The sequence below is a fragment of the Bradyrhizobium sp. URHA0013 genome (assembly GCF_000518345.1).
In the GTDB taxonomy this organism is placed as follows: Bacteria; Pseudomonadota; Alphaproteobacteria; order Rhizobiales; family Xanthobacteraceae; genus Bradyrhizobium.
Window position 1 is genome coordinate 1,793,407 of record NZ_KI912426.1, and the last position, 17,660, is coordinate 1,811,066.

The window sequence follows — 17,660 nt, forward strand, 5'->3', positions numbered from 1 at the left end:
TGCCTGAATTCGTGCTCACACGACATCACAGTTCGTCGCAGTGCTCGTATCCTGTGAGTTCTGCATCATGTCTTTCGATCGCAACGTCCGAACCACCGGTCCGCAGGCGAGCTGGACCGAGATCTGGCACCTCTGGACCGTGCTCGTGCCGCGCCGCTCGATCAACGGGCAGCTAGTTTACGGCAAGGTCTGGCGCCGCCACGACGGCCGCGACTGGATCTACAAGAAATTCACCGAGTACGATAGCGAAGCGGCGGCCTGAAGCGGCGTCGCTGTTGTCCGGCGCGGTATCGCTGCTGCCCTTCAAGCGGCCTTTGCGGCCGCAGGCTTGGGCGGCGGCGGCTTCAGCGGCTTGTCCTGCTTCTTCGACCAGGAGATGTAATAGGCCACCGTCGTCATGATCGCGATGCCGGCGACGCTGACGAAGATCTGCGCAAACAGCGAGCCCGAGCTCATCGACAGCTCGAAATGACCGACGAAGGACAGGAACACGCCGACGCAGAATACGGCGAGCGACTGCTGGCCGCACACGATGATGGGGTCGAACCCTTTCCATTCCAGGCCCGGCCAGTCCTTCGGCACGAAGCGGATCACCAGGATCACGATCACGACGAAGTGGATGAAGCGGTAGGGCGCGAGGTTGGTCTTGTCGTTCGGGTTGAACGCCGAGAACAGCCATTCCGGGAACATGCCGCCGAGGGTCGGGAAACGACCAGCCATGGTCATGACCAGCGCGAACAGCATGTAACCGAGACAGAGCCACAGCGTGACCGGCGCGTTGATCAGCGTCATCGAGCGCCGCGCGCCACCCATGGCGCACCAGGCGCCGAATACGAACAGCACCTGCCAGGCATACGGGTTGAAGTACCACTGGCCGGCCGGATAGGCGGTCAGGTTCAGGCCGAAATGCCGGGCGGCGAGCCACAGCACGATTGAGAGCGCCATGGTGAGGTCTGGCTTGCGCAGCATGAACCAGAGCACCGGCGGAAACAGTCCCATCAGCACGATGTAGAGTGGCAGCACGTCGAGATTGAGTGGCTTGAAGCGCAGGAACAGGCCCTGGCGCAGCGTCTCGGTGGCGTTGTCGACCAGGCCGGCGACGTTGAACTCGTTGATCATCTCTGAATCGCCGAAGCGCAGCGCCAGATAACTGATCGAGGCGATGTAGATCACGAACAGGATGATGTGAGCGACGTAGAGCTGCCAGACCCGCTTGGTTAGCCTGGTGGCGCCGACCAGGAAGCCGCGCTCGAGCATCATCCGCGCATACACGAAGGATGCGGTGTAGCCGGAGATGAAGACGAACAGATCGGCGGCGTCGGAAAAGCCGTAATTGCGGGTGGTGATCCAGTTCACCACGTTGTCGGGGATATGGTCGAGGAAGATCGCCCAGTTCGCAATGCCGCGAAACAGGTCGAGCCTGAGGTCACGGCCCTTCTCGGGGAGCGTGGCGTTGATGTTCAGGAAGGACATGCGACGGGAGCTTTCGGAGGGGACGGACAGGGAGATGTCAACGAAGCAGGGCCGCCGGGCGAGACCCCGGCGCGGAAGGCGGGTACGCAATTGTCACGATGCAGCATAATGATTATACCCATCGGCGAGCCATCCCGGGGGCCGGAATCACCGATCAGTTCCCAAAAGGTGTCTCTATACTATGCCCGCGGTTTCCACCAACTGCTACCGTGACGCATCGAAATCGGACGAAAAGACGAACAAGAGGCCCGGACCATCCATGACCGCACGCATTTTCAAGCCCGCCAAGAACGCGATGCAATCCGGCCGGTCGAAGACCAAGGAATGGCAGCTCGACTACGAGCCCGAGCAGCCGCGCGCGGTCGAGCCGCTGATGGGCTGGACCTCGTCCGGCGACATGAAGCAGCAGATCACGCTGCACTTCCACAGCAAGGAAGAGGCGGTCGCCTATTGCGAGCGCAAGGGCATCGCCTACCAGGTGATCGAGCCGAAGGAATCGGTGCGCCGTCCGGTCGCCTATGCGGACAATTTCTCGTTCCGCCGCGGCGAGCCCTGGACGCATTGAAGGCGGGCCACGCGTCGAGACTCTCGTCGCGCCCGGGCTTGCAGTCTTCGCTGAAGCTTCGCCGGCCCAACACCGAATGCCCGGCAAGCCTTGGCGGAGCCGGGTCCCGGGCATCTACGTTTTAGCCTCCGCGTGAAAAGGCGCGGACGGCCGGGACAAGCTCGGTCAATCACGCCGGTTCTTCCCATGGTTCTTCCCATGGTCCTGCCCTTGGCAGCCATTCCGCCCCGTGCTTCGCTGCCGCGCAAGACAGGCTCATGGCGAGGTGGGGTATGGCGGGGCGTGACCAGCTCGACGGCGTCGATCTGAAAATACTCTCCGAATTGCAGCAGGACGGGCGGGTTCGCAACAACGAGCTGGCGCTGCGCGTCGGGGTGTCCGGGCCCAACTGCGTGAGGCGGCTGAAATCGCTGTTCAGCCGCGGTGTGATCCGGGCGGTGCGCGCCGTGATCGATGAGCGGCTGCTCGGCTACGAGGTGGTCTCGTTCGTCTCGATCCAGCTCGGCAGCCAGGCCCAGCCGGTGCTGGCGGCGTTCGAGAGCTCGATCGCCGCGATTCCGCGCATCCAGCAGTGCTGGCGGATTTCGGGCGACACCGACTATCTTCTCAAATGCGTGGCGCCGAGCGTCGAGAGCATGCGCCAGCAGCTCCTGCATTTCGCCGCGATGCCGAACGTGAAGAACGTCCGGAGCTTCCCGGTGCTGGGTGTGGCGAAGGACGTGCCGCTGCCGTTGCAGGAGATCGCGGCGGCAGGATAGTTCGGCGGGGACGGGTGCTAAAGCGTGGCGGGCACAACGACATCCAAAACTCCGAAGGCGCGGGAGTGATCCCCTTGCCGGGATACAGGTTCGGATAAGACGGATAAAATATAACTAACTCACCTAACTGCGACATGTGATTTAGGAAGTTCTGCAATGCGCCGAGCCGTGATTGCCGGTTCCTGGCGCCGGCCTACATGCGAGCTGTGAACCTCAGCCTGCGTCGCATGCCGAGGCCTCTTTTGTGGGACCCTGAAGCAGGAAAAGACAACATGACCCCGACCTCGAAGACGTTCGTCGCATCCGCTGCGACGCTGTTTGCATCTGCGTTTCTCATGATGACCGCGCCGGCTGCCCAGGCAGAAGACTACTGCATCACCAATGGCGCCCAGGCCGCACACGGCTGCGGCTATCCGACGATGGAGGCCTGCCGGGCCGCGGCCGGCGGCATCGGCGGCTCGTGCTCGCAGAGCGGCGGCGCGAAGACTTCGACCGACGCGCTTGCCTTCCAGCCGAAGCAGACGCAGTCGCGCACCAAGCTTCGCCCGGGTGGGCAGACCAACTCGAACTGATCGAGACCGGTTTCGAAATGTTGCGGCCTCCGAGTCGGATCGCGGAGGCCGCAACAGCATGACAGCCCGCGCGTCAGCGATACCGTCAGCGATACCTGCCGCGAAACTCGCGCGGGGAGGCGCCGGCCCAGGTGCGGAAGGCACGGGAAAAGCTCTTCTCGTTGCGGAAGCCGGCGATCTCCGCGATCCGCTTGATCGGGTTGCGACCGCGCATCAGCTCCTGCTTGGCGAGCTCGAATTTTGCCTCTTCCTTGAGATCGCGCAGCGAGGTCGCTTCATCGCGCAGGCGCCGATGCATGGTGCGGGTGGAGAGCGCCAGCTCGCTCGCGACATCCTCGGCTCCGAGGCTGCGTCCGCGCGCATTGCGGAGCACGCGGCGAACGCGCTCGACCAGGAGCCGGTCGCGCCGATAGGGTAGTACGGTCAGCCGCAGCGCGCCCTTGAGCATGTTGTCGAGGTCCGCCGCGCTACGGGTGAGCGGCAGCGACAGATAATGCTTGTCGAAGGTGATGGAAGCTCGGTCCGCATCGAAGCGGATGTTTCGGCAAAAGATGGTCGGATAGACCGAGACGTGGCCGGGCTCGGGGTGCGGAAATTCCGCGGCGCGGAGCGCGATCCTGGAATCCACGGCCCAGCAGGAAAAGCCGAGAACATAGCGGAGCAGGGTGACCAGGCAGAATTCGCGCAAAGGCCCGAGGTCGCGCAGCTCGCGGATGGACACGACGGCGGTCTCCTCGCCGACGGCGAGATCGAGCAGCACGTCCTCGGTCAGCAGGCGGTGGTGCCGGCACCAGCGCTTGAGCGCGACTTCCAGCGTCGGGGCGGTGATCGAGGCGCGGCACAGCATGCCGTAAGTGCCGAAGGGCAGCCGCCGCGAGAACCAGCCGAGCGCCTCGTCATCGAGTTCGCGCATGGCATGACCCGCCAGCGCCTCGAACTGGCCGGCCGTGACCCGCCCATCCGGAGAATTGACAAGGTCTGGCGTTACCTGACCCCGGCTCAGCGCCTCGGTCGGATCGCGGCCGTAGCGTTCGTAAGCGGCAACGACGCCGCGGACGAAGGCGGCAGGGGTCACGGCACGGCGCGGGATCGCGGTTGCGACTTGAAAAGGCATCGGACATCCTCTGGAAAAATCCTCGCCAAGTTTGGCGGAAAATGCAACCTTTTCGACCGCAGAAGGGCCCCGATGCCGCTAGGTTTGGTCCCCAAAATACGGAGGAATCGCCTTGAATATCCCGAGCATCGATTTCGATCTGGGCGAAGACATCAGCATGCTGCGCGACACGCTGCGCGCCTTCGTGGAGGCGGAGATCGCCCCGCGTGCCGCCGATATCGAGAAAGCCAATCTGTTCCCGGCGGACCTCTGGAAGCGCTTCGGCGACCTCGGCCTGCTCGGCATGACCGCGCCGGAGCAATATGGCGGCTCCAACATGGGCTATCTCGCCCATATCGTCGCGATGGAGGAAATTTCGCGCGGCTCGGCCGCGGTCGGGCTCTCCTACGGCGCGCACTCCAATCTCTGCGTCAACCAGATCCGCCGCAACGGCAATGATGCGCAGCGCGAGCGCTATCTGCCAAAGCTGATCTCCGGCGAGTTTGTCGGCGCGCTCGCGATGTCCGAGCCCGGCGCCGGCTCAGACGTCGTCTCGATGAAGCTGCGCGCCGACAAGCGCGGAGACCGCTACGTACTCAACGGCTCGAAGATGTGGATCACCAATGGCGGCGATGCCGACGTGCTGGTGGTCTACGCAAAGACCGATCCGGAAGCGGGCCCGCGCGGCATGACCGCCTTCCTGGTCGAGAAGGGGGCCAAGGGCTTCACCCACGGCCAGCATCTGGACAAGCTCGGCATGCGCGGCTCCAACACCTATCCGCTGTTTTTCGACGAATGCGAGGTGCCGGAGGAGAACGTGCTTGGCAAGGTCGGCGAGGGCGTCAGGGTGCTGATGTCCGGGCTCGACTATGAGCGCACGGTCCTCTCGGGCGGGCCACTCGGGATCATGGCGGCCTGCATGGACGCGGTGGTGCCCTACATGCACGAGCGCAAGCAGTTCGGGCAGCCGATCGGCGACTTCCAGCTCATGCAGGGCAAGCTTGCCGACATGTATGCGACCTGGCAGGCCACGCGCGCCTATGTCTATGCGGTGGGGCGTGCCTGCGACCGCGCCGATCACGCGCGCAGCTTGCGCAAGGACGCCGCCGCTGCGATCCTCTATTCCGCCGAGAAGGCGACCTGGATGGCGGGCGAGGCGATCCAGGCGCTGGGCGGGGTCGGCTACACATCCGAATTTCCGGTCGGACGCCTGTGGCGCGATGCAAAGCTCTACGAGATCGGCGCCGGCACCTCGGAGGTCCGGCGCATGCTGATCGGTCGCGAATTGATGGCTGAGACGGCTTAAAACCTTCACGCAATTGGAATCAACATGCCGCTCCATTCCAGCATCGATACGTCTTCGTCGGACTTTGCCCGCAATTCCGAGGCCATGCGCACCCTCGTCGCGGATCTGCGCGAAAAGCTGAGCCAGGTCGCCGGCGGCGGCGGCGAGGTCTCGCGCAACCGCCACACCTCACGCGGCAAGATGCTGGCGCGCGAGCGCGTCGACCTCTTGGTCGATCCCGGCACCGCGTTCATGGAGCTGTCGCCGCTCGCGGCCTATGGCCTTTACGGCGGCGACGTGCATTCGGCGAGCGTCGTCACCGGGGTCGGGCGCATCGCGGGCCGCGAATGCGTGATCGTCGCCAATGACGCCACCATCAAGGGCGGCACCTATTATCCCATGACCGTGAAGAAGCATCTGCGCGCGCAGGACGTGGCGCGGCAGAACAATCTTCCCTGCGTCTACATGGTGGATTCCGGCGGCGCCTTTCTACCGCTGCAGGACGAGATCTTTCCGGACGAGCGTCACTTTGGCCGCATCTTCTACAACCAGGCCCAGATGTCCTCGCAAGGCATCCCGCAGATTGCGATCGTGATGGGCTCCTGCACCGCTGGCGGCGCATATGTCCCCGCGATGTCGGACGAGAGCATCATCGTGCGTAACCAGGGCACGATCTTCCTCGGCGGGCCGCCGTTGGTGAAGGCGGCGACGGGCGAAGTGGTGACCGCGGAGGAGCTTGGTGGCGCCGACGTGCACTCGCGGCAATCGGGCGTGACCGATCATTATGCCCAGAACGACGCACACGCGATCGGCATCGCCCGCCGCATCGTCGGCACGCTGAAGCCATCGGTACGACCAAACCTCAACATGCATCCGCCGCGTGATCCCTTGTTCGCGGCGGTGGAGATTTACGGCGTGGTGCCCGTCGACGGGCGCAAGCCGTTCGACGTGCGCGACATCATTGCGCGCGTCGTTGATGGTTCCGAGTTCGACGAGTTCAAGAAGCTCTACGGCACGACACTGGTCTGCGGCTTCGCCCACGTCTGGGGTTTTCCGGTCGGTATCATCGCCAACAACGGCATCCTGTTCAGCGAGAGCTCGCTGAAGGGGGCGCATTTCATCGAGCTGTGCTGCCAGCGCGGCATTCCGCTGGTGTTCCTGCAGAACATCACGGGCTTCATGGTCGGCAAGAAATACGAAGCCGGCGGCATCGCGCGGGATGGTGCGAAACTCGTGACGGCGGTCGCGACGGCGTCGGTGCCGAAATTCACCGTCGTGATCGGCGGCTCCTACGGCGCCGGCAATTACGGCATGTGCGGCCGCGCCTACTCGCCGCGCTTCCTCTGGATGTGGCCGAATGCGCGCATCTCGGTGATGGGCGGCGAGCAGGCCTCGATGGTGCTGAGCCAGGTCCGGCGCGACAATATCGAGGCGAAGGGCGATAGCTGGTCGAAAGAAGAGGAAGATAAATTCCGCGAGCCGATCCGCGCGCAATATGAGAGCCAGGGGCACCCGTATTACGCGACCGCGCGTCTCTGGGACGACGGCGTGATCGACCCGGCCGATACAAGGCTGGTGCTCGGCCTCGGCCTCTCGGCGGCGTCGAATGCGCCGATCGAGCCGACGAAATTCGGCCTGTTCAGGATGTGATGCGATGGACCGCTCAAAGCTCTACCGCCGTTTTCGCACGCTCCTGATCGCCAACCGCGGCGAGATCGCCTGCCGCGTGATCCGCACCGCGCGCGCCATGGGCCTGCGCACCGTGGCCGTCTATTCCGAGGCCGACCGCGACGCGATGCATGTCGCGCTCGCCGACGAGGCCGTGCTGCTCGGTCCCGCACGTGCCCGTGACAGCTATCTCAACGTCGAGCGGCTGATCGAGGCCGCGCGCAAGACCGGCGCGGAGGCGATCCATCCCGGCTACGGCTTCCTGTCGGAGAATGCCGAGTTTGCGCAGGCGTGTTTCGACGCCGGCCTGGTCTTCGTCGGCCCCACCGCCGCGATGATGACCGCAATGGGCTCGAAATCCGGCTCCAAGGCGCTGATGGAGAAGGCCGGCGTACCGCTGGTGCCCGGCTATCACGGCGAGGCCCAGGACGATGCCACGCTGGCGAAGGCGGCCGAGAAGGTCGGTTTCCCCATTCTGGTGAAGGCGTCCGCCGGTGGTGGCGGCCGCGGCATGCGCATCGTTCGCTCGGCGGATGAACTCGCGCCTGCGATCGTCAGTGCGAAGCGCGAGGCCAAGGCCGCGTTCGGCGACGACCGCATGCTGATCGAAAAATATGTAGACAATCCCCGCCACATCGAGGTGCAGGTGATCGGCGACAGCCACGGCAATCTGCTGTCGCTGTTCGAGCGCGAATGCACACTGCAGCGCCGCCACCAGAAGGTGATCGAGGAGGCGCCGTCGCCGACGCTCAATCCCGCCCAACGTGAGACGGTCTGCGCCGCCGCGCGAAAAGCGGCCGGGGCCGTCAACTATGTCGGCGCCGGCACTATCGAGTTCGTCTCCGACGGCAAGGACGTGTTCTTCATCGAGATGAACACCCGTCTCCAGGTCGAACATCCCGTGACCGAGCTGATCACCGGCATCGACCTGGTCGAGTGGCAGTTGCGCGTCGCCTTCGGCGAAGCGCTGCCGCTCAAACAAGATCAGATCAAGCTCAACGGACATGCCGTCGAGGCTCGGGTCTACGCGGAGAACCCGACCAAGAACTTCATGCCCTCGGTCGGCAAGATCTCGACCTGGCGGTTGCCCGCGGAAACCGGCGGCCTGCGCATCGACGCGGGCTATCGCGAGGGCGATGCCGTCTCTCCGTACTATGATGCGATGCTAGCGAAGATGATCGCCTGGGCGCCGACGCGTGATGTCGCGATCGAGCGGCTGAACCGCGGGCTTGAGGACTCAGACGTTCGCGGCATCGTCACCAATATCCCGTTTCTCTCCGCCCTGATCACGCATCCGAAGGTGAGGGCGAATGCGATCGACACTGGCTTCATCGAGCGCGAGCTGGCGGTGCTGACGCAGGCCACGCCGGCGGCGGGAGAGCTCGAGCTGTGTGCCGCGGTGGCCGCCGTGATCAACGACGAGCGGCAGGCCGCGCAGGCGGAAGCGAATTCGCCCTGGCAAACCTTTGGCTGGCAACCGGTCGGCCGCCGCCAGCGCGGCTTTGCGTTCCGCGTCGGCCACGGGCCGGAGCAGAAGGTTAGGCTGAACTACGGCAGCGGCCCGTCCACACTGGTGATCGGCGAGCGCGAGCTGGCGTTCACGATCGTGGTGAAGGACGGCGGCTTCGATCTGACGCTTGACGGCGTCAAAACGTCGGTCGCGGCCGTGATCGATGGCCATGAGCTGTATTTGCGCACGCGCAACGGGCGATTCGACCTGCATTGGGTCGATCCGTTCGGCGGCGAGATGGAGGAGCAGGCCGGCGCGGATAAGATCGCGGCGCCCTTGCCGGGTACCGTTGTCGCCGTGCTGGCGGAGGAGGGTGCCAAGCTCGAGAAGGGCGCGCCGATCCTGACGCTGGAAGTGATGAAGATGGAGCAGACGCTGCGCGCGCCTTATGCCGGCGTGCTGAAGTCCATCAAATGCAAGGTCGGCGACATCGTCCAGGAGGGCGTCGAGCTCGCCGTGGTCGAGCCTTCCGGAGAATGAGATGAGCGATCCCGTCCGCATCATCGAAATGGGGCCGCGCGACGGCCTGCAGAACGAGAAGACGGCGGTCAGCGTCGAGGCCCGCATCGCCTTCATCGAGGCTCTGGTCGCAGCCGGCCTCAATACAGTCGAGGTCGGCGCCTTCGTCTCGCCCAAGGCGATCCCGCAGATGGCGAGCTCGGACGCTGTGCTGCGCGGCGTCAGCCACCTGACCGGCGGCGAGTTCCACGTGCTGGTGCCGAACGAGAAGGGCTATGACGCGGCGCGCGCGGCCGGCGCCAAGATCGTCTCGGTGTTCGCGGCGGCCTCCGAGGGCTTTTCGCGGGCCAACATCAATTGCACGGTCGCGGAGTCCATCGAACGGTTCAAGCCGGTGCTGGCACGCGCCAAGGCAGATGGTGTGCCGGTTCGCGGCTATATCTCATGCGTGCTCGGTTGTCCGTTCGACGGCGAGATCAAGCCGAAAGCCGTCGCCGATCTCGCCACCACGCTGTGGGAGCTCGGCTGCTACGAAATCTCGCTCGGCGACACCATCGGGGTCGGCACGCCCGAAAAGGCGAAGGAGATGCTGCGCGCGGTCAGCGCCAACATCCCTCCCGCCAACCTCGCGATGCATTTCCACGACACCTACGGCCAGGCACTCGCCAATCTCTATGCCGGGCTGGAGCAGGGCGTCCGCGTCATCGACGCCGCCGCCGGCGGCCTCGGCGGCTGTCCCTACGCGCCTGGCGCGACCGGCAATGTCGCGACCGAGGACGTCGTCTATATGCTCGAGGGCATGGGCGTCAGGACGGGCGTCGACATGGATCGGTTGCTGGCGGCGACGAACGAGATGAGCGGCGTGCTGGGCAAACCGCCCGTGAGCCGCGTGGCGTCCGCGCTGAACGCTAGGAGGAAGCGCGCGACTTCCTAATTCCCGTCATTGCGAGCGCAGCGAAGCAATGACGGTGGACGCAGCAGCTACCTGCTCCCGTCCGGCCCCATCACCAGGTCCGGCAGCCCGGTCGAGATCTCCGGCACGAAGCACAGCAGCAGCACCGCGACCATCATCAGCAGCACGAACGGCAACGTGCCCCAGATCACTTCGCGCAAGGGGATGTCGGGCGCGACGTTGCGGATGACGAAGATGTTGAGGCCGACGGGTGGATGGATCAGCCCCATCTCCATCACGATGGTCATGACGACGCCGAACCAGATGATGTCGAAATTGGCGGCGCGGAGCGGCGGCAGGATGATCGGCGCGGTCATGAGAATGATCGAGACCGGCGGCAGGAAGAAGCCGAGTACGACGACCATGACGAGGATCGCGAACAAGAGTCCCCAGCGCGGCAGATGCATCGCCACGACGGATTCGGCGGCCGATTGCGAGATGTGGAGATAGCTCATCACGTAGGAGTAGAGCAGCGACATGCCGATGATCATCATCAGCATGGTCGATTCCCGGATCGTTGATTTCAGGATTGGGGCGAGGTCGCTCGGACGCCACACGCTATAGATCGCCGCGATCAATGCCAGCGCCAAGAGGCCGCCGAGACCAGCGGTCTCCGACGGCGTCGCATAGCCGCCATAGAGTGCGATCATGACGCCGGTGAGCAGCAGCACGAAGGGGATCACGCGCGGTAGCACGCTGAAGCGTTCCGCGAGCGTGTATTCGTCACGGGCAAGGATCGCAGCTTCTGGGCCGCCGTTCTTGTAGATCGCTTCGGCCGCGGCATATTCCTGGCGGAAGCGGATCACGGCGTAGACGCCGAACAGCGAGACCAGCAGCAGGCCGGGCCCGATGCCGGCGAGGAACAGCCGTCCCAGCGATTTTTCGGCGGCGACCGCAAACAGGATCATGGTGATCGACGGCGGGAGCAGAATGCCGAGCGTGCCGCCGGCGGCGATGATCCCTGCGGCAAAGCCGCCGGAATAGCCGCGTTTGCGCATCTCGGGGATGCCGGCCGAGCCGATTGCCGAGCAGGTCGCGGGCGAGGAGCCCGCCATCGCCGCAAACAGCGCGCAGGCGAACACATTGGCGACCCCGAGGCCGCCGGGAACGCGGTGCAGCCAGGCGTGCAGGGCCGAGTAGAGATCCTGGCCTGCGCGCGACTTGCCGATCGCGGCCCCCTTCAGGATGAAGAGCGGGATCGACAGCAGCGTGATCGAGGCCATTTCCTCGTAGACGTTCTGCGTCACCGTATCGAGAGAGGCGGCGGGCATGTAGATGCCCATGAACACGACCGCGACCGCGCCGAGCGCGAACGCGATCGGCATGCCCGAAAACATCACGACCAACGTCGCGATCCCGTACGCGAGGCCGATACCGAAAACGCTCATGAACGCCTGGCTCCAGCGAAAGGCAGCGCAAGCTGCACGAGGATCTGGACGCAGAGCAGGCTCATGCCGAACGCCATCAGCGAATAGGGGATGGCCAGCGGCGGCGACCACATCGAGTTCGAGACCTGGCCGTCGACATAGGCTTCATGCGCCAGCGTCCAGGACTTCCAGGCGAAGAAAGCGCAGAACAGAAGCGTCACGGCATCGACCAGCCAGAGCCTGATCCGGTTCGCCAGCGGTGAGAGCAGGCCGACGAACGCCTCGATGCCGATGTGACCGCGGTTCTGCTGCACGTAGGCGGCCGTCATGAAGGTGGCGCCGACCAGCAGGAACACCGCGGCCTCGTCCTGCCAGTAATTGGCAGCCTTGAACAAGGCGCGGCTGAGCACGCTGTAGCTCAGGATGGCGCAGGCGGCGATCAGCGCAATCGCTGCGAACACGACGATGATGTTGTTGAGGATGGCGAGACCGCGATCGATCGCCGCCGCAAGGCCGGTCCTTGCGGCAGCGTTTGCCTGGTCGTCACGATCCGGAAGCGGACCGTGGCTCATGCGGCGACGTCGGTCGCGAGCTTGAGCAGGTTGGCCGAGGTCGCGGTCTTGGCACCGTAGTCCTTCCACGCGGTGTCGCGGGCGATGTCACGCCACTTGCCGACGGTCGCGGCATCGAGCGCCGAGACCTTGGCGCCGGCCTTTTCGTAGACCTTGGCGACCTCGACGTCGTCGTCCTGCGCGCCCTTGCGGCCGAAGGCTTCGAGCTCGGTGCCGACTGCGAGCAGGACGTCCTGCTGGTTCTTCGGCAGCTTGTCGAAGATCGCCTTCGACATCATCAGCGGCTCGAGCATGAACCAGTAGGACGCACCTGCGCCCGAGGTCAGCGATTTCGCGACCTCTTCGAGACGGAACGAGATCAGGCTGGTCGAGGAGGTGATGCCGGCATCGCAGGCACCCGTCTGCATCGCTGCGTAGATTTCGTTCGAGGGCACCGACAGCACGGATGCGCCGGCGGTCTGCAGCACCATATCCATCTCGCGAGAGCCGCCGCGCACCTTGAGACCCTTGGCATCTTCGGGGGCCACGATCGGCTTGGAGCGGCTGGCGACGCCGCCGGCCTGCCACACCCAGCTGAGCAGCATGATGCCCTTGTCGGCGAGGAAGTCGGTCAAGGCCTTGCCGACCGGCTCCTTCTTCCAGCGCATGCCCTGGTCGTAGGTGGTGACGAGGCCCGGCATCAGGCCGATATTGGTTTCCGGCAATTCGCCGCCGGCATAGGGCATCGGATAGAGGCTGATGTCGAGCGCGCCCTTGCGCATCGCGGAGAACTGCGCGTTGGTCTTGATCAGGGAGGAGTTCGGATAGATCTCGGCGGCGATGTCGCCATTGCTGCGCTTGGTGACTTCGGCGGCGAACATGCGGCAGAGCCGGTCGCGGAAATCGCCCTTATCGACGGTGCCGCCGGGGAATTGATGCGAGATCTTCAGCGTGGTCGCGGCATGCGCGGTGCCGGTGCCGAAACGGAGAATGGCGGGTGCGGCGACGGCGGTCGCAATCAGGTGGCGGCGCGTAAGCATGGCGTGATTCCCTTGGACGGTTTCTTGGACGATTTTTTGGACGGTTCTTTGGATGGCCTTGTTTGCCGTGATTTTGGGTTGGTCTTTGAGACCGTGCTGAAGCCCATCCTAGCCGGTCTTTCGGACAATGTTCTCTCATCTGATAGTTCGAGACCGAATGCCGCGGCAAGTGCCGGCCATGCTGCGTTGCACACTTCTGATTTACTGCATCAGCGGCAATTGCCGCGGAAATTTATCAGCGGCCGAGTAACAACGCCCCGTGGCAATCCGTCGAGATCAGATAGCGGCGTCCGTCGCTGACAAACCTCATCTCGAAGGGAAGACCAGTCATGACCATTCGTACCCGCATCGCGCTCGGCGTTTCAGCGGCCATTCTCTCGCTCGGCCTCGCGCTGTCGCCGGCTGCCTTTGCCCAGGACAAGATGGGCAAGGATGACGGCATGATGAAAAAGGACACGATGTCCAAGGACGGCATGAAGAAGGACACCATGTCCAAGGACGACGGCATGAAGAAGGACACGATGTCGAAGGACGGGATGAAGAAAGACGACGGGATGATGAAGAAGCACTGATCTTCCATCGTCGAGGAGGCGCTTGCGACAGGCAGACGCGCGCCAAAAATCCGGGGGCGGTCACGTAGACCGCCCCCGGATTATTGTTTCAGTCCAAATTCAATTGAACGTGACTTGCGAGCGTTAGACTTGCGAACGTTACTTGCGCTTCGCCTTACGGGCGGCGTAGCGGGCGTCTCGCTTGGCCTTTTGATCGGCCTCGGCTTCGGCCGCCTTCGCGACGGCTTCTTCGGCTTCGCGGGCGATCCGCGCGGCCTCGAGCGCGGCAGCCTCTTCTTGAAGGCGCTTGTGCTCGGCCTTTTCCGTCTCGCGCGCAGCCTTTGCCTCGGCGCGCTTGGCCGCAAGGGCCTCGCGCTCCGCACGCTTCGCCACAACCGCGGGATCATCCGGCCCCGGCTGCGACTTGAATTTGTTCAAAAGGTTTTTGCGTGCTTCCTGTGCCGCCTTTTGCCGGTCGGAGAAGCCTGGTTCCCTAAATCCACTCATCGGCGAACCTTGTCATCCTCGCTTTCGATCCTACATCACTGCCTGTTGGTACGTCGGCTGGGCATAGCGGGCGCCGCGCGACGCAGATGCGTGTACATCGGCGCGCGCCGTGATGCCACCTATAATCGCAGCCGATCAGGTAGACGAAAATCGCCGCCCCCGACGATCTCTCGTAGCCCCGAAAAACTGCCGAATTGTGATGTCCCTCATAAGGGGGCACCAGGGCGGTGCCTAGCGTCCGCCCGGGTATGAGACGCGGAGCACGGGTATGACGATCTCAAGACTGAGCCTGAAGGCGCTCGCAATCGCGGTCGCGGTGGCAGCCCTGGCCGGTGCCGCGCTGCTCCTCGCTGGCCCGCAGCCGATCGAAAGTGCCGTCCTGGGTGCAGATTGGGAATGCACCCAGACCGCGCTTGTACTTACGACCTGCGCACCGCGGGTCCAGCAGGCGATCCCGGCGGTCGAAACCTCGCGCAAGGAAGCGATCCGGCCGACCCGAGGCTAACCGGGAGAAGCTTGGGCAGGATGTGACGCCGCGCCGCAGAGGCGATAAAGCCCGCTCGCCCCGTGATCGGTCAGCCATGTCCAAGTCCGAAGCCAATTCCGAGCCTAAGTCCAAAGCTAAGCCCGAACCGGGCGCTAAGCTCAAATCCCCTCCAAAACCTCAAGCCGGTGACAACCGCCGCGGTGCCATCGCCGGCTTGATCATCGCGATCGTGATCCTCGGCGTCGGCTGGTGGCTCGCCCGCGATCTCACCTCCGCGAGCAAGATGCAGGACTGCCTGATGTCCGGGCGAAGCAACTGCAATGTGATCGAGCCGGCCCGCTAGAGGCACTCCAGAGCGGCCCGGGCGGACGGAAAAATGTCGTGATCTTAATCATTTGTAACGGGACTTGGGCGACCAAAGCAGGTCAGTCATGTCAGCCGGCATCAGCTCAGCGCGAGCCGAATCGTCTATCGCGCGAGGCATCACGGCCATTGACGGCAATCGAGAGAGTAGGGGGCAAGCACGCATGAGTGCGTCCAGTCGCATCAAGATCATCATTCCCTTGGTTTCGGCCATGGCATTGCTCGCCGTCCCGGCGCAGGCTCAGGACGCCAGACCGCCGAGAGACGCCGCCCAGCCATCGGCCGGGCCGGGCGGCGGCGCGCCGCCTCAGAACATACGAAAGGGTCCGCCGCCGCAGCAGGCTGTCCGGCCCGCGCCACAGCCCGGCGGCCAGCCCCACGCTGGCGGTCCTGGTCATGCAGGTCCAGGTGCAGGTCCTGCGCCGCGCAATGCCGGCGGTCCGCCGCCCGGACGCAATTACGCCAGGGGTCCCGCGCCGCCGCGCGATTGGGGCGGACACGCCTATCGCGGCCATCTCGCCTGGGATGGCGGACGCTGGCGCCACGAAGTCCACAACGGCCGCTCCGGCTGGTGGTGGGATGTGGGCGGCGCGCGGTATTATTATCCGCAGCGGATGGAGGGGCCCCCGGCCTACATTTCGGAGGATTATTACGATGACGTGCCGGTAGCCTACGCCCCGCCCGTCGCCTACGAACCGCCTCCGCCGCCAGCCGACCCCGGCGCGAGCGCCCTTGGCGGCGCCATCGTCGGCGGTGTGCTGGGCGGCCTGATCTCGGGCAACGCCTCGGGTGCGGCCGCAGGCGCCGTGATCGGCGGTGCCACCGGTGCGATCGCCGGCGCGACGGCTGCTTCGCGCCCCGGCTACTATCTGGCCCAGGGCAACTGCTACTACCGTTATCCGAGCGGCCAGTATGTGCAGGCTGATCCCCGCGCGTGTTACTGAGCACTCCAGGCGAGAGCTGAAGCGAAGAGGCGGGCCAAGATCCCGCCTCTTTTCGTTTGGCGCTGGCCGTCAGCTGGCCAAGAACTAAAGAGGATCGGCCCGCGCCTCAGGACACCAGCCAGCCGAAGAACGCGATCGCGGCCCAGACCAGGCCTGCGATCCAGGCCAGCATCACGATGGCGATGGTCGCCAGATATGCGATGCCGAGCGGGTCGGATCGTTCGCGCCGCGTCGGGACGGCAATTTCGGCTGCGGCTTCTTGTGTCATGACGGGAATATCTCCCAAGCCTTCTCGCTCTCTGGGAGCGCTGAAGACTGTTTAGCGGAGACGCCGGGCGCCGGCTGTGACGCACTTCACAGATCGGTGCGCGTCAAGCCCACAATGGTTGCCGGTCGTTCGACAGATGCGTGAGTTGGATCGCGTCGCAAATCCGTGTGGGGAGGCATTAACCCCGCAATCATACGGACGAAATTGCCACGCGCTTGTCCAGATCGTCCGGCTAGAATTGGCTTCATGTGTACCAAGTACGATCCACAGCATGAAGCCGAGGCGGCGATGAAGCGCGCCGTGGCGGCCGAAGGTCCCGACCGGCAACGTCTCATCGAGCTGGCCCTGGCCTGGCATCAACTCGCCCGCGACCGGCGCGAAGAGCGTACGGACTGAGCTCACGCTCTTACGACAATACCCGTATTCACAGAAAAACCCCGTGCTCGGGGGGACAAGCACGGGGTTCTCGAGAGCCGATCGGGGCTGGCAAATCGGCACCACTGAATTTCGAACGCGTCGATCGCAGGTTCGTTCCGCGCCCCTTCAATTCTTTTCGCGCGAGATCAAGGGCGACCGAGCGGGAGGCGCGTGCAGGTGGAACGTCGGTTCCCCGGCGACGTTGAGCCGCTATGACCGATCCCGAGTTGCGCGCACAATCCTTCGAGATTGCCTGGAAGTATCTTGACCAATCCGGCCTGCTGACTGGCGAGCGCAGGGACGCCGCCCGATTCATCCTGCACAGGATCGACCGCATGATGCTGGCTGGCGAAAGGCGACGATTGCTGCTGTCCAACGCCGCGATCGATGCCTACCGCTTCCGGCCCGTGCTCGTGACGCTCGACGCCTGACGCAAGTCGCCGAAACGCGACGTTAAGACTCGTTCGATGACGATTTTCCGATCGCGATTCGTTTCGCGGAACGAAGCGGAGCAGGATCGTGAACAAACAAAAAGCCTGCAAAGGGCTGCAGTGTGTCAGGCAGCTTCCGGCTTTGGCACCGCGTCGGCATTCACCGAGAGCTTGACGACATCGCCTTCGACAGCACCCACATATTTCGTGTCGATGTAATGATGATGGTCCTTGTGACCTTCCGGGCTGTCCTTCCGCGTCAGCTTGATGCGGTTGCCCTCGACGCGGTCGACGGTGCCGACAGGCGCGCCGTCCTTGCCGATGATCTTCATGTGCTCTCTGATCTCGCTCATGATGTTCTCCCTATGAAGTGTCAACGGCGAGGGCCGGTCTTTGTTG

22 protein-coding genes are annotated in these 17,660 nt (G+C 64.3%); 14 read left to right on the top strand and 8 right to left on the bottom strand.

From position 1 onward, the window contains the following. The first annotated feature begins 67 nt into the window (after positions 1 to 67). On the top strand, positions 68 to 262 hold the full coding sequence (locus N551_RS0129210; protein ID WP_027569933.1) for a hypothetical protein: 195 nt from the start codon (positions 68 to 70) through the stop codon (positions 260 to 262). Between the two features lie 41 nt (positions 263 to 303). Here the strand turns inward: N551_RS0129210 and N551_RS0129215 are convergent, their stop codons facing one another. After that, on the bottom strand, positions 304 to 1,473 hold the full coding sequence (locus N551_RS0129215; RefSeq protein WP_027569934.1) for an OpgC domain-containing protein: 1,170 nt from the start codon (positions 1,471 to 1,473) through the stop codon (positions 304 to 306). Between the two features lie 259 nt (positions 1,474 to 1,732). On the opposite strand from N551_RS0129215, the gene N551_RS0129220 reads away from it, so the two are divergent. The 3 genes from N551_RS0129220 to N551_RS0129230 all read left to right on the top strand — a co-directional run bounded on the left by N551_RS0129220 (position 1,733) and on the right by N551_RS0129230 (position 3,368). Further along, positions 1,733 to 2,038 (top strand): ETC complex I subunit, encoded by a 306-nt coding sequence (locus N551_RS0129220; protein ID WP_007591346.1) that lies wholly within the window; start codon positions 1,733 to 1,735, stop codon positions 2,036 to 2,038. A gap of 272 nt (positions 2,039 to 2,310) precedes the next feature. After that, complete coding sequence (locus N551_RS0129225; RefSeq protein ID WP_007591345.1) at positions 2,311 to 2,796, top strand: Lrp/AsnC family transcriptional regulator; 486 nt, start codon at positions 2,311 to 2,313, stop codon at positions 2,794 to 2,796. Positions 2,797 to 3,068: 272 nt separating this feature from the next. Continuing rightward, positions 3,069 to 3,368 (top strand): DUF3551 domain-containing protein, encoded by a 300-nt coding sequence (locus tag N551_RS0129230; RefSeq protein WP_027569935.1) that lies wholly within the window; start codon positions 3,069 to 3,071, stop codon positions 3,366 to 3,368. Positions 3,369 to 3,453: 85 nt separating this feature from the next. Here the strand turns inward: N551_RS0129230 and N551_RS0129235 are convergent, their stop codons facing one another. After that, positions 3,454 to 4,482, bottom strand: a complete 1,029-nt coding sequence (locus tag N551_RS0129235) for an AraC family transcriptional regulator (RefSeq protein WP_027569936.1) — start codon at positions 4,480 to 4,482, stop codon at positions 3,454 to 3,456. 112 nt (positions 4,483 to 4,594) lie between these two features. Here N551_RS0129235 and N551_RS0129240 point away from each other — a divergent pair, with 112 nt between their 5' ends. The 4 genes from N551_RS0129240 to N551_RS0129255 are packed head-to-tail and all read left to right on the top strand — an operon-like array spanning position 4,595 to position 10,317. Further along, positions 4,595 to 5,767: an isovaleryl-CoA dehydrogenase gene (locus tag N551_RS0129240; RefSeq protein ID WP_027569937.1), complete on the top strand. Its 1,173-nt coding sequence runs from the start codon at positions 4,595 to 4,597 to the stop codon at positions 5,765 to 5,767. Between the two features lie 24 nt (positions 5,768 to 5,791). Next, entirely contained in the window at positions 5,792 to 7,396 is a 1,605-nt protein-coding gene (locus N551_RS0129245) for a carboxyl transferase domain-containing protein (RefSeq protein WP_027569938.1), read from the top strand. Positions 7,397 to 7,400: 4 nt separating this feature from the next. Further along, a complete protein-coding gene (locus N551_RS0129250) occupies positions 7,401 to 9,404 on the top strand; it encodes an acetyl/propionyl/methylcrotonyl-CoA carboxylase subunit alpha (RefSeq protein WP_027569939.1) in 2,004 nt (667 codons plus the stop codon). A gap of 1 nt (position 9,405) precedes the next feature. After that, positions 9,406 to 10,317, top strand: a complete 912-nt coding sequence (locus N551_RS0129255) for a hydroxymethylglutaryl-CoA lyase (protein ID WP_027569940.1) — start codon at positions 9,406 to 9,408, stop codon at positions 10,315 to 10,317. 47 nt (positions 10,318 to 10,364) lie between these two features. On the opposite strand, the gene N551_RS0129260 is transcribed toward N551_RS0129255, so the two are convergent. From N551_RS0129260 to dctP, 3 genes are read right to left on the bottom strand one after another with little or no spacing between them, the layout of a single operon-like run. Continuing rightward, a complete protein-coding gene (locus N551_RS0129260; RefSeq protein WP_027569941.1) occupies positions 10,365 to 11,723 on the bottom strand; it encodes a TRAP transporter large permease in 1,359 nt (452 codons plus the stop codon). Then, positions 11,720 to 12,274: a TRAP transporter small permease gene (locus tag N551_RS0129265; RefSeq protein ID WP_027517812.1), complete on the bottom strand. Its 555-nt coding sequence runs from the start codon at positions 12,272 to 12,274 to the stop codon at positions 11,720 to 11,722. The genes N551_RS0129260 and N551_RS0129265 overlap by 4 nt, the downstream gene beginning before the upstream one ends. Next, positions 12,271 to 13,293, bottom strand: coding sequence for a TRAP transporter substrate-binding protein DctP (dctP, locus tag N551_RS0129270; protein WP_027569942.1), 1,023 nt, complete (start codon positions 13,291 to 13,293; stop codon positions 12,271 to 12,273). Before dctP ends, N551_RS0129265 begins: the two co-directional genes overlap by 4 nt. A 329-nt stretch (positions 13,294 to 13,622) precedes the next feature. Between dctP and N551_RS0129275 the strand changes: the two genes are divergently transcribed. After that, the gene (locus N551_RS0129275; protein WP_007610178.1) at positions 13,623 to 13,865 is read left to right on the top strand and encodes a pentapeptide MXKDX repeat protein; all 243 of its coding nucleotides are present in this window, start codon (positions 13,623 to 13,625) and stop codon (positions 13,863 to 13,865) included. Between the two features lie 138 nt (positions 13,866 to 14,003). Here N551_RS0129275 and N551_RS0129280 read toward each other — a convergent pair whose 3' ends face one another. Further along, positions 14,004 to 14,351, bottom strand: coding sequence for a DUF6481 family protein (locus tag N551_RS0129280; RefSeq protein WP_027569943.1), 348 nt, complete (start codon positions 14,349 to 14,351; stop codon positions 14,004 to 14,006). A gap of 268 nt (positions 14,352 to 14,619) precedes the next feature. On the opposite strand from N551_RS0129280, the gene N551_RS0129285 reads away from it, so the two are divergent. The 3 genes from N551_RS0129285 (at position 14,620) to N551_RS0129295 (ending at position 16,145) form a co-directional block, all read left to right on the top strand. Continuing rightward, positions 14,620 to 14,856: a hypothetical protein gene (locus tag N551_RS0129285; protein ID WP_027569944.1), complete on the top strand. Its 237-nt coding sequence runs from the start codon at positions 14,620 to 14,622 to the stop codon at positions 14,854 to 14,856. Positions 14,857 to 14,932: 76 nt separating this feature from the next. Next, complete coding sequence (locus tag N551_RS0129290) at positions 14,933 to 15,181, top strand: hypothetical protein (RefSeq protein WP_027569945.1); 249 nt, start codon at positions 14,933 to 14,935, stop codon at positions 15,179 to 15,181. 184 nt (positions 15,182 to 15,365) lie between these two features. After that, on the top strand, positions 15,366 to 16,145 hold the full coding sequence (locus tag N551_RS0129295; RefSeq protein WP_027569946.1) for a hypothetical protein: 780 nt from the start codon (positions 15,366 to 15,368) through the stop codon (positions 16,143 to 16,145). A gap of 106 nt (positions 16,146 to 16,251) precedes the next feature. Here N551_RS0129295 and N551_RS39085 read toward each other — a convergent pair whose 3' ends face one another. Further along, the gene (locus tag N551_RS39085) at positions 16,252 to 16,413 is read right to left on the bottom strand and encodes a hypothetical protein (RefSeq protein ID WP_027569947.1); all 162 of its coding nucleotides are present in this window, start codon (positions 16,411 to 16,413) and stop codon (positions 16,252 to 16,254) included. A 246-nt stretch (positions 16,414 to 16,659) separates the two neighbouring features. Here N551_RS39085 and N551_RS39090 point away from each other — a divergent pair, with 246 nt between their 5' ends. Next, complete coding sequence (locus tag N551_RS39090) at positions 16,660 to 16,809, top strand: hypothetical protein (protein ID WP_197031201.1); 150 nt, start codon at positions 16,660 to 16,662, stop codon at positions 16,807 to 16,809. Positions 16,810 to 17,042: 233 nt separating this feature from the next. Next, positions 17,043 to 17,261 carry a hypothetical protein gene (locus tag N551_RS0129310; RefSeq protein ID WP_027569948.1) on the top strand — a complete coding sequence of 73 codons (219 nt, stop codon included), beginning with the start codon at positions 17,043 to 17,045 and terminating at the stop codon, positions 17,259 to 17,261. Between the two features lie 125 nt (positions 17,262 to 17,386). Here N551_RS0129310 and N551_RS0129315 read toward each other — a convergent pair whose 3' ends face one another. Further along, the gene (locus N551_RS0129315; RefSeq protein WP_027569949.1) at positions 17,387 to 17,614 is read right to left on the bottom strand and encodes a DUF2171 domain-containing protein; all 228 of its coding nucleotides are present in this window, start codon (positions 17,612 to 17,614) and stop codon (positions 17,387 to 17,389) included. Positions 17,615 to 17,660 lie beyond the last annotated feature (46 nt).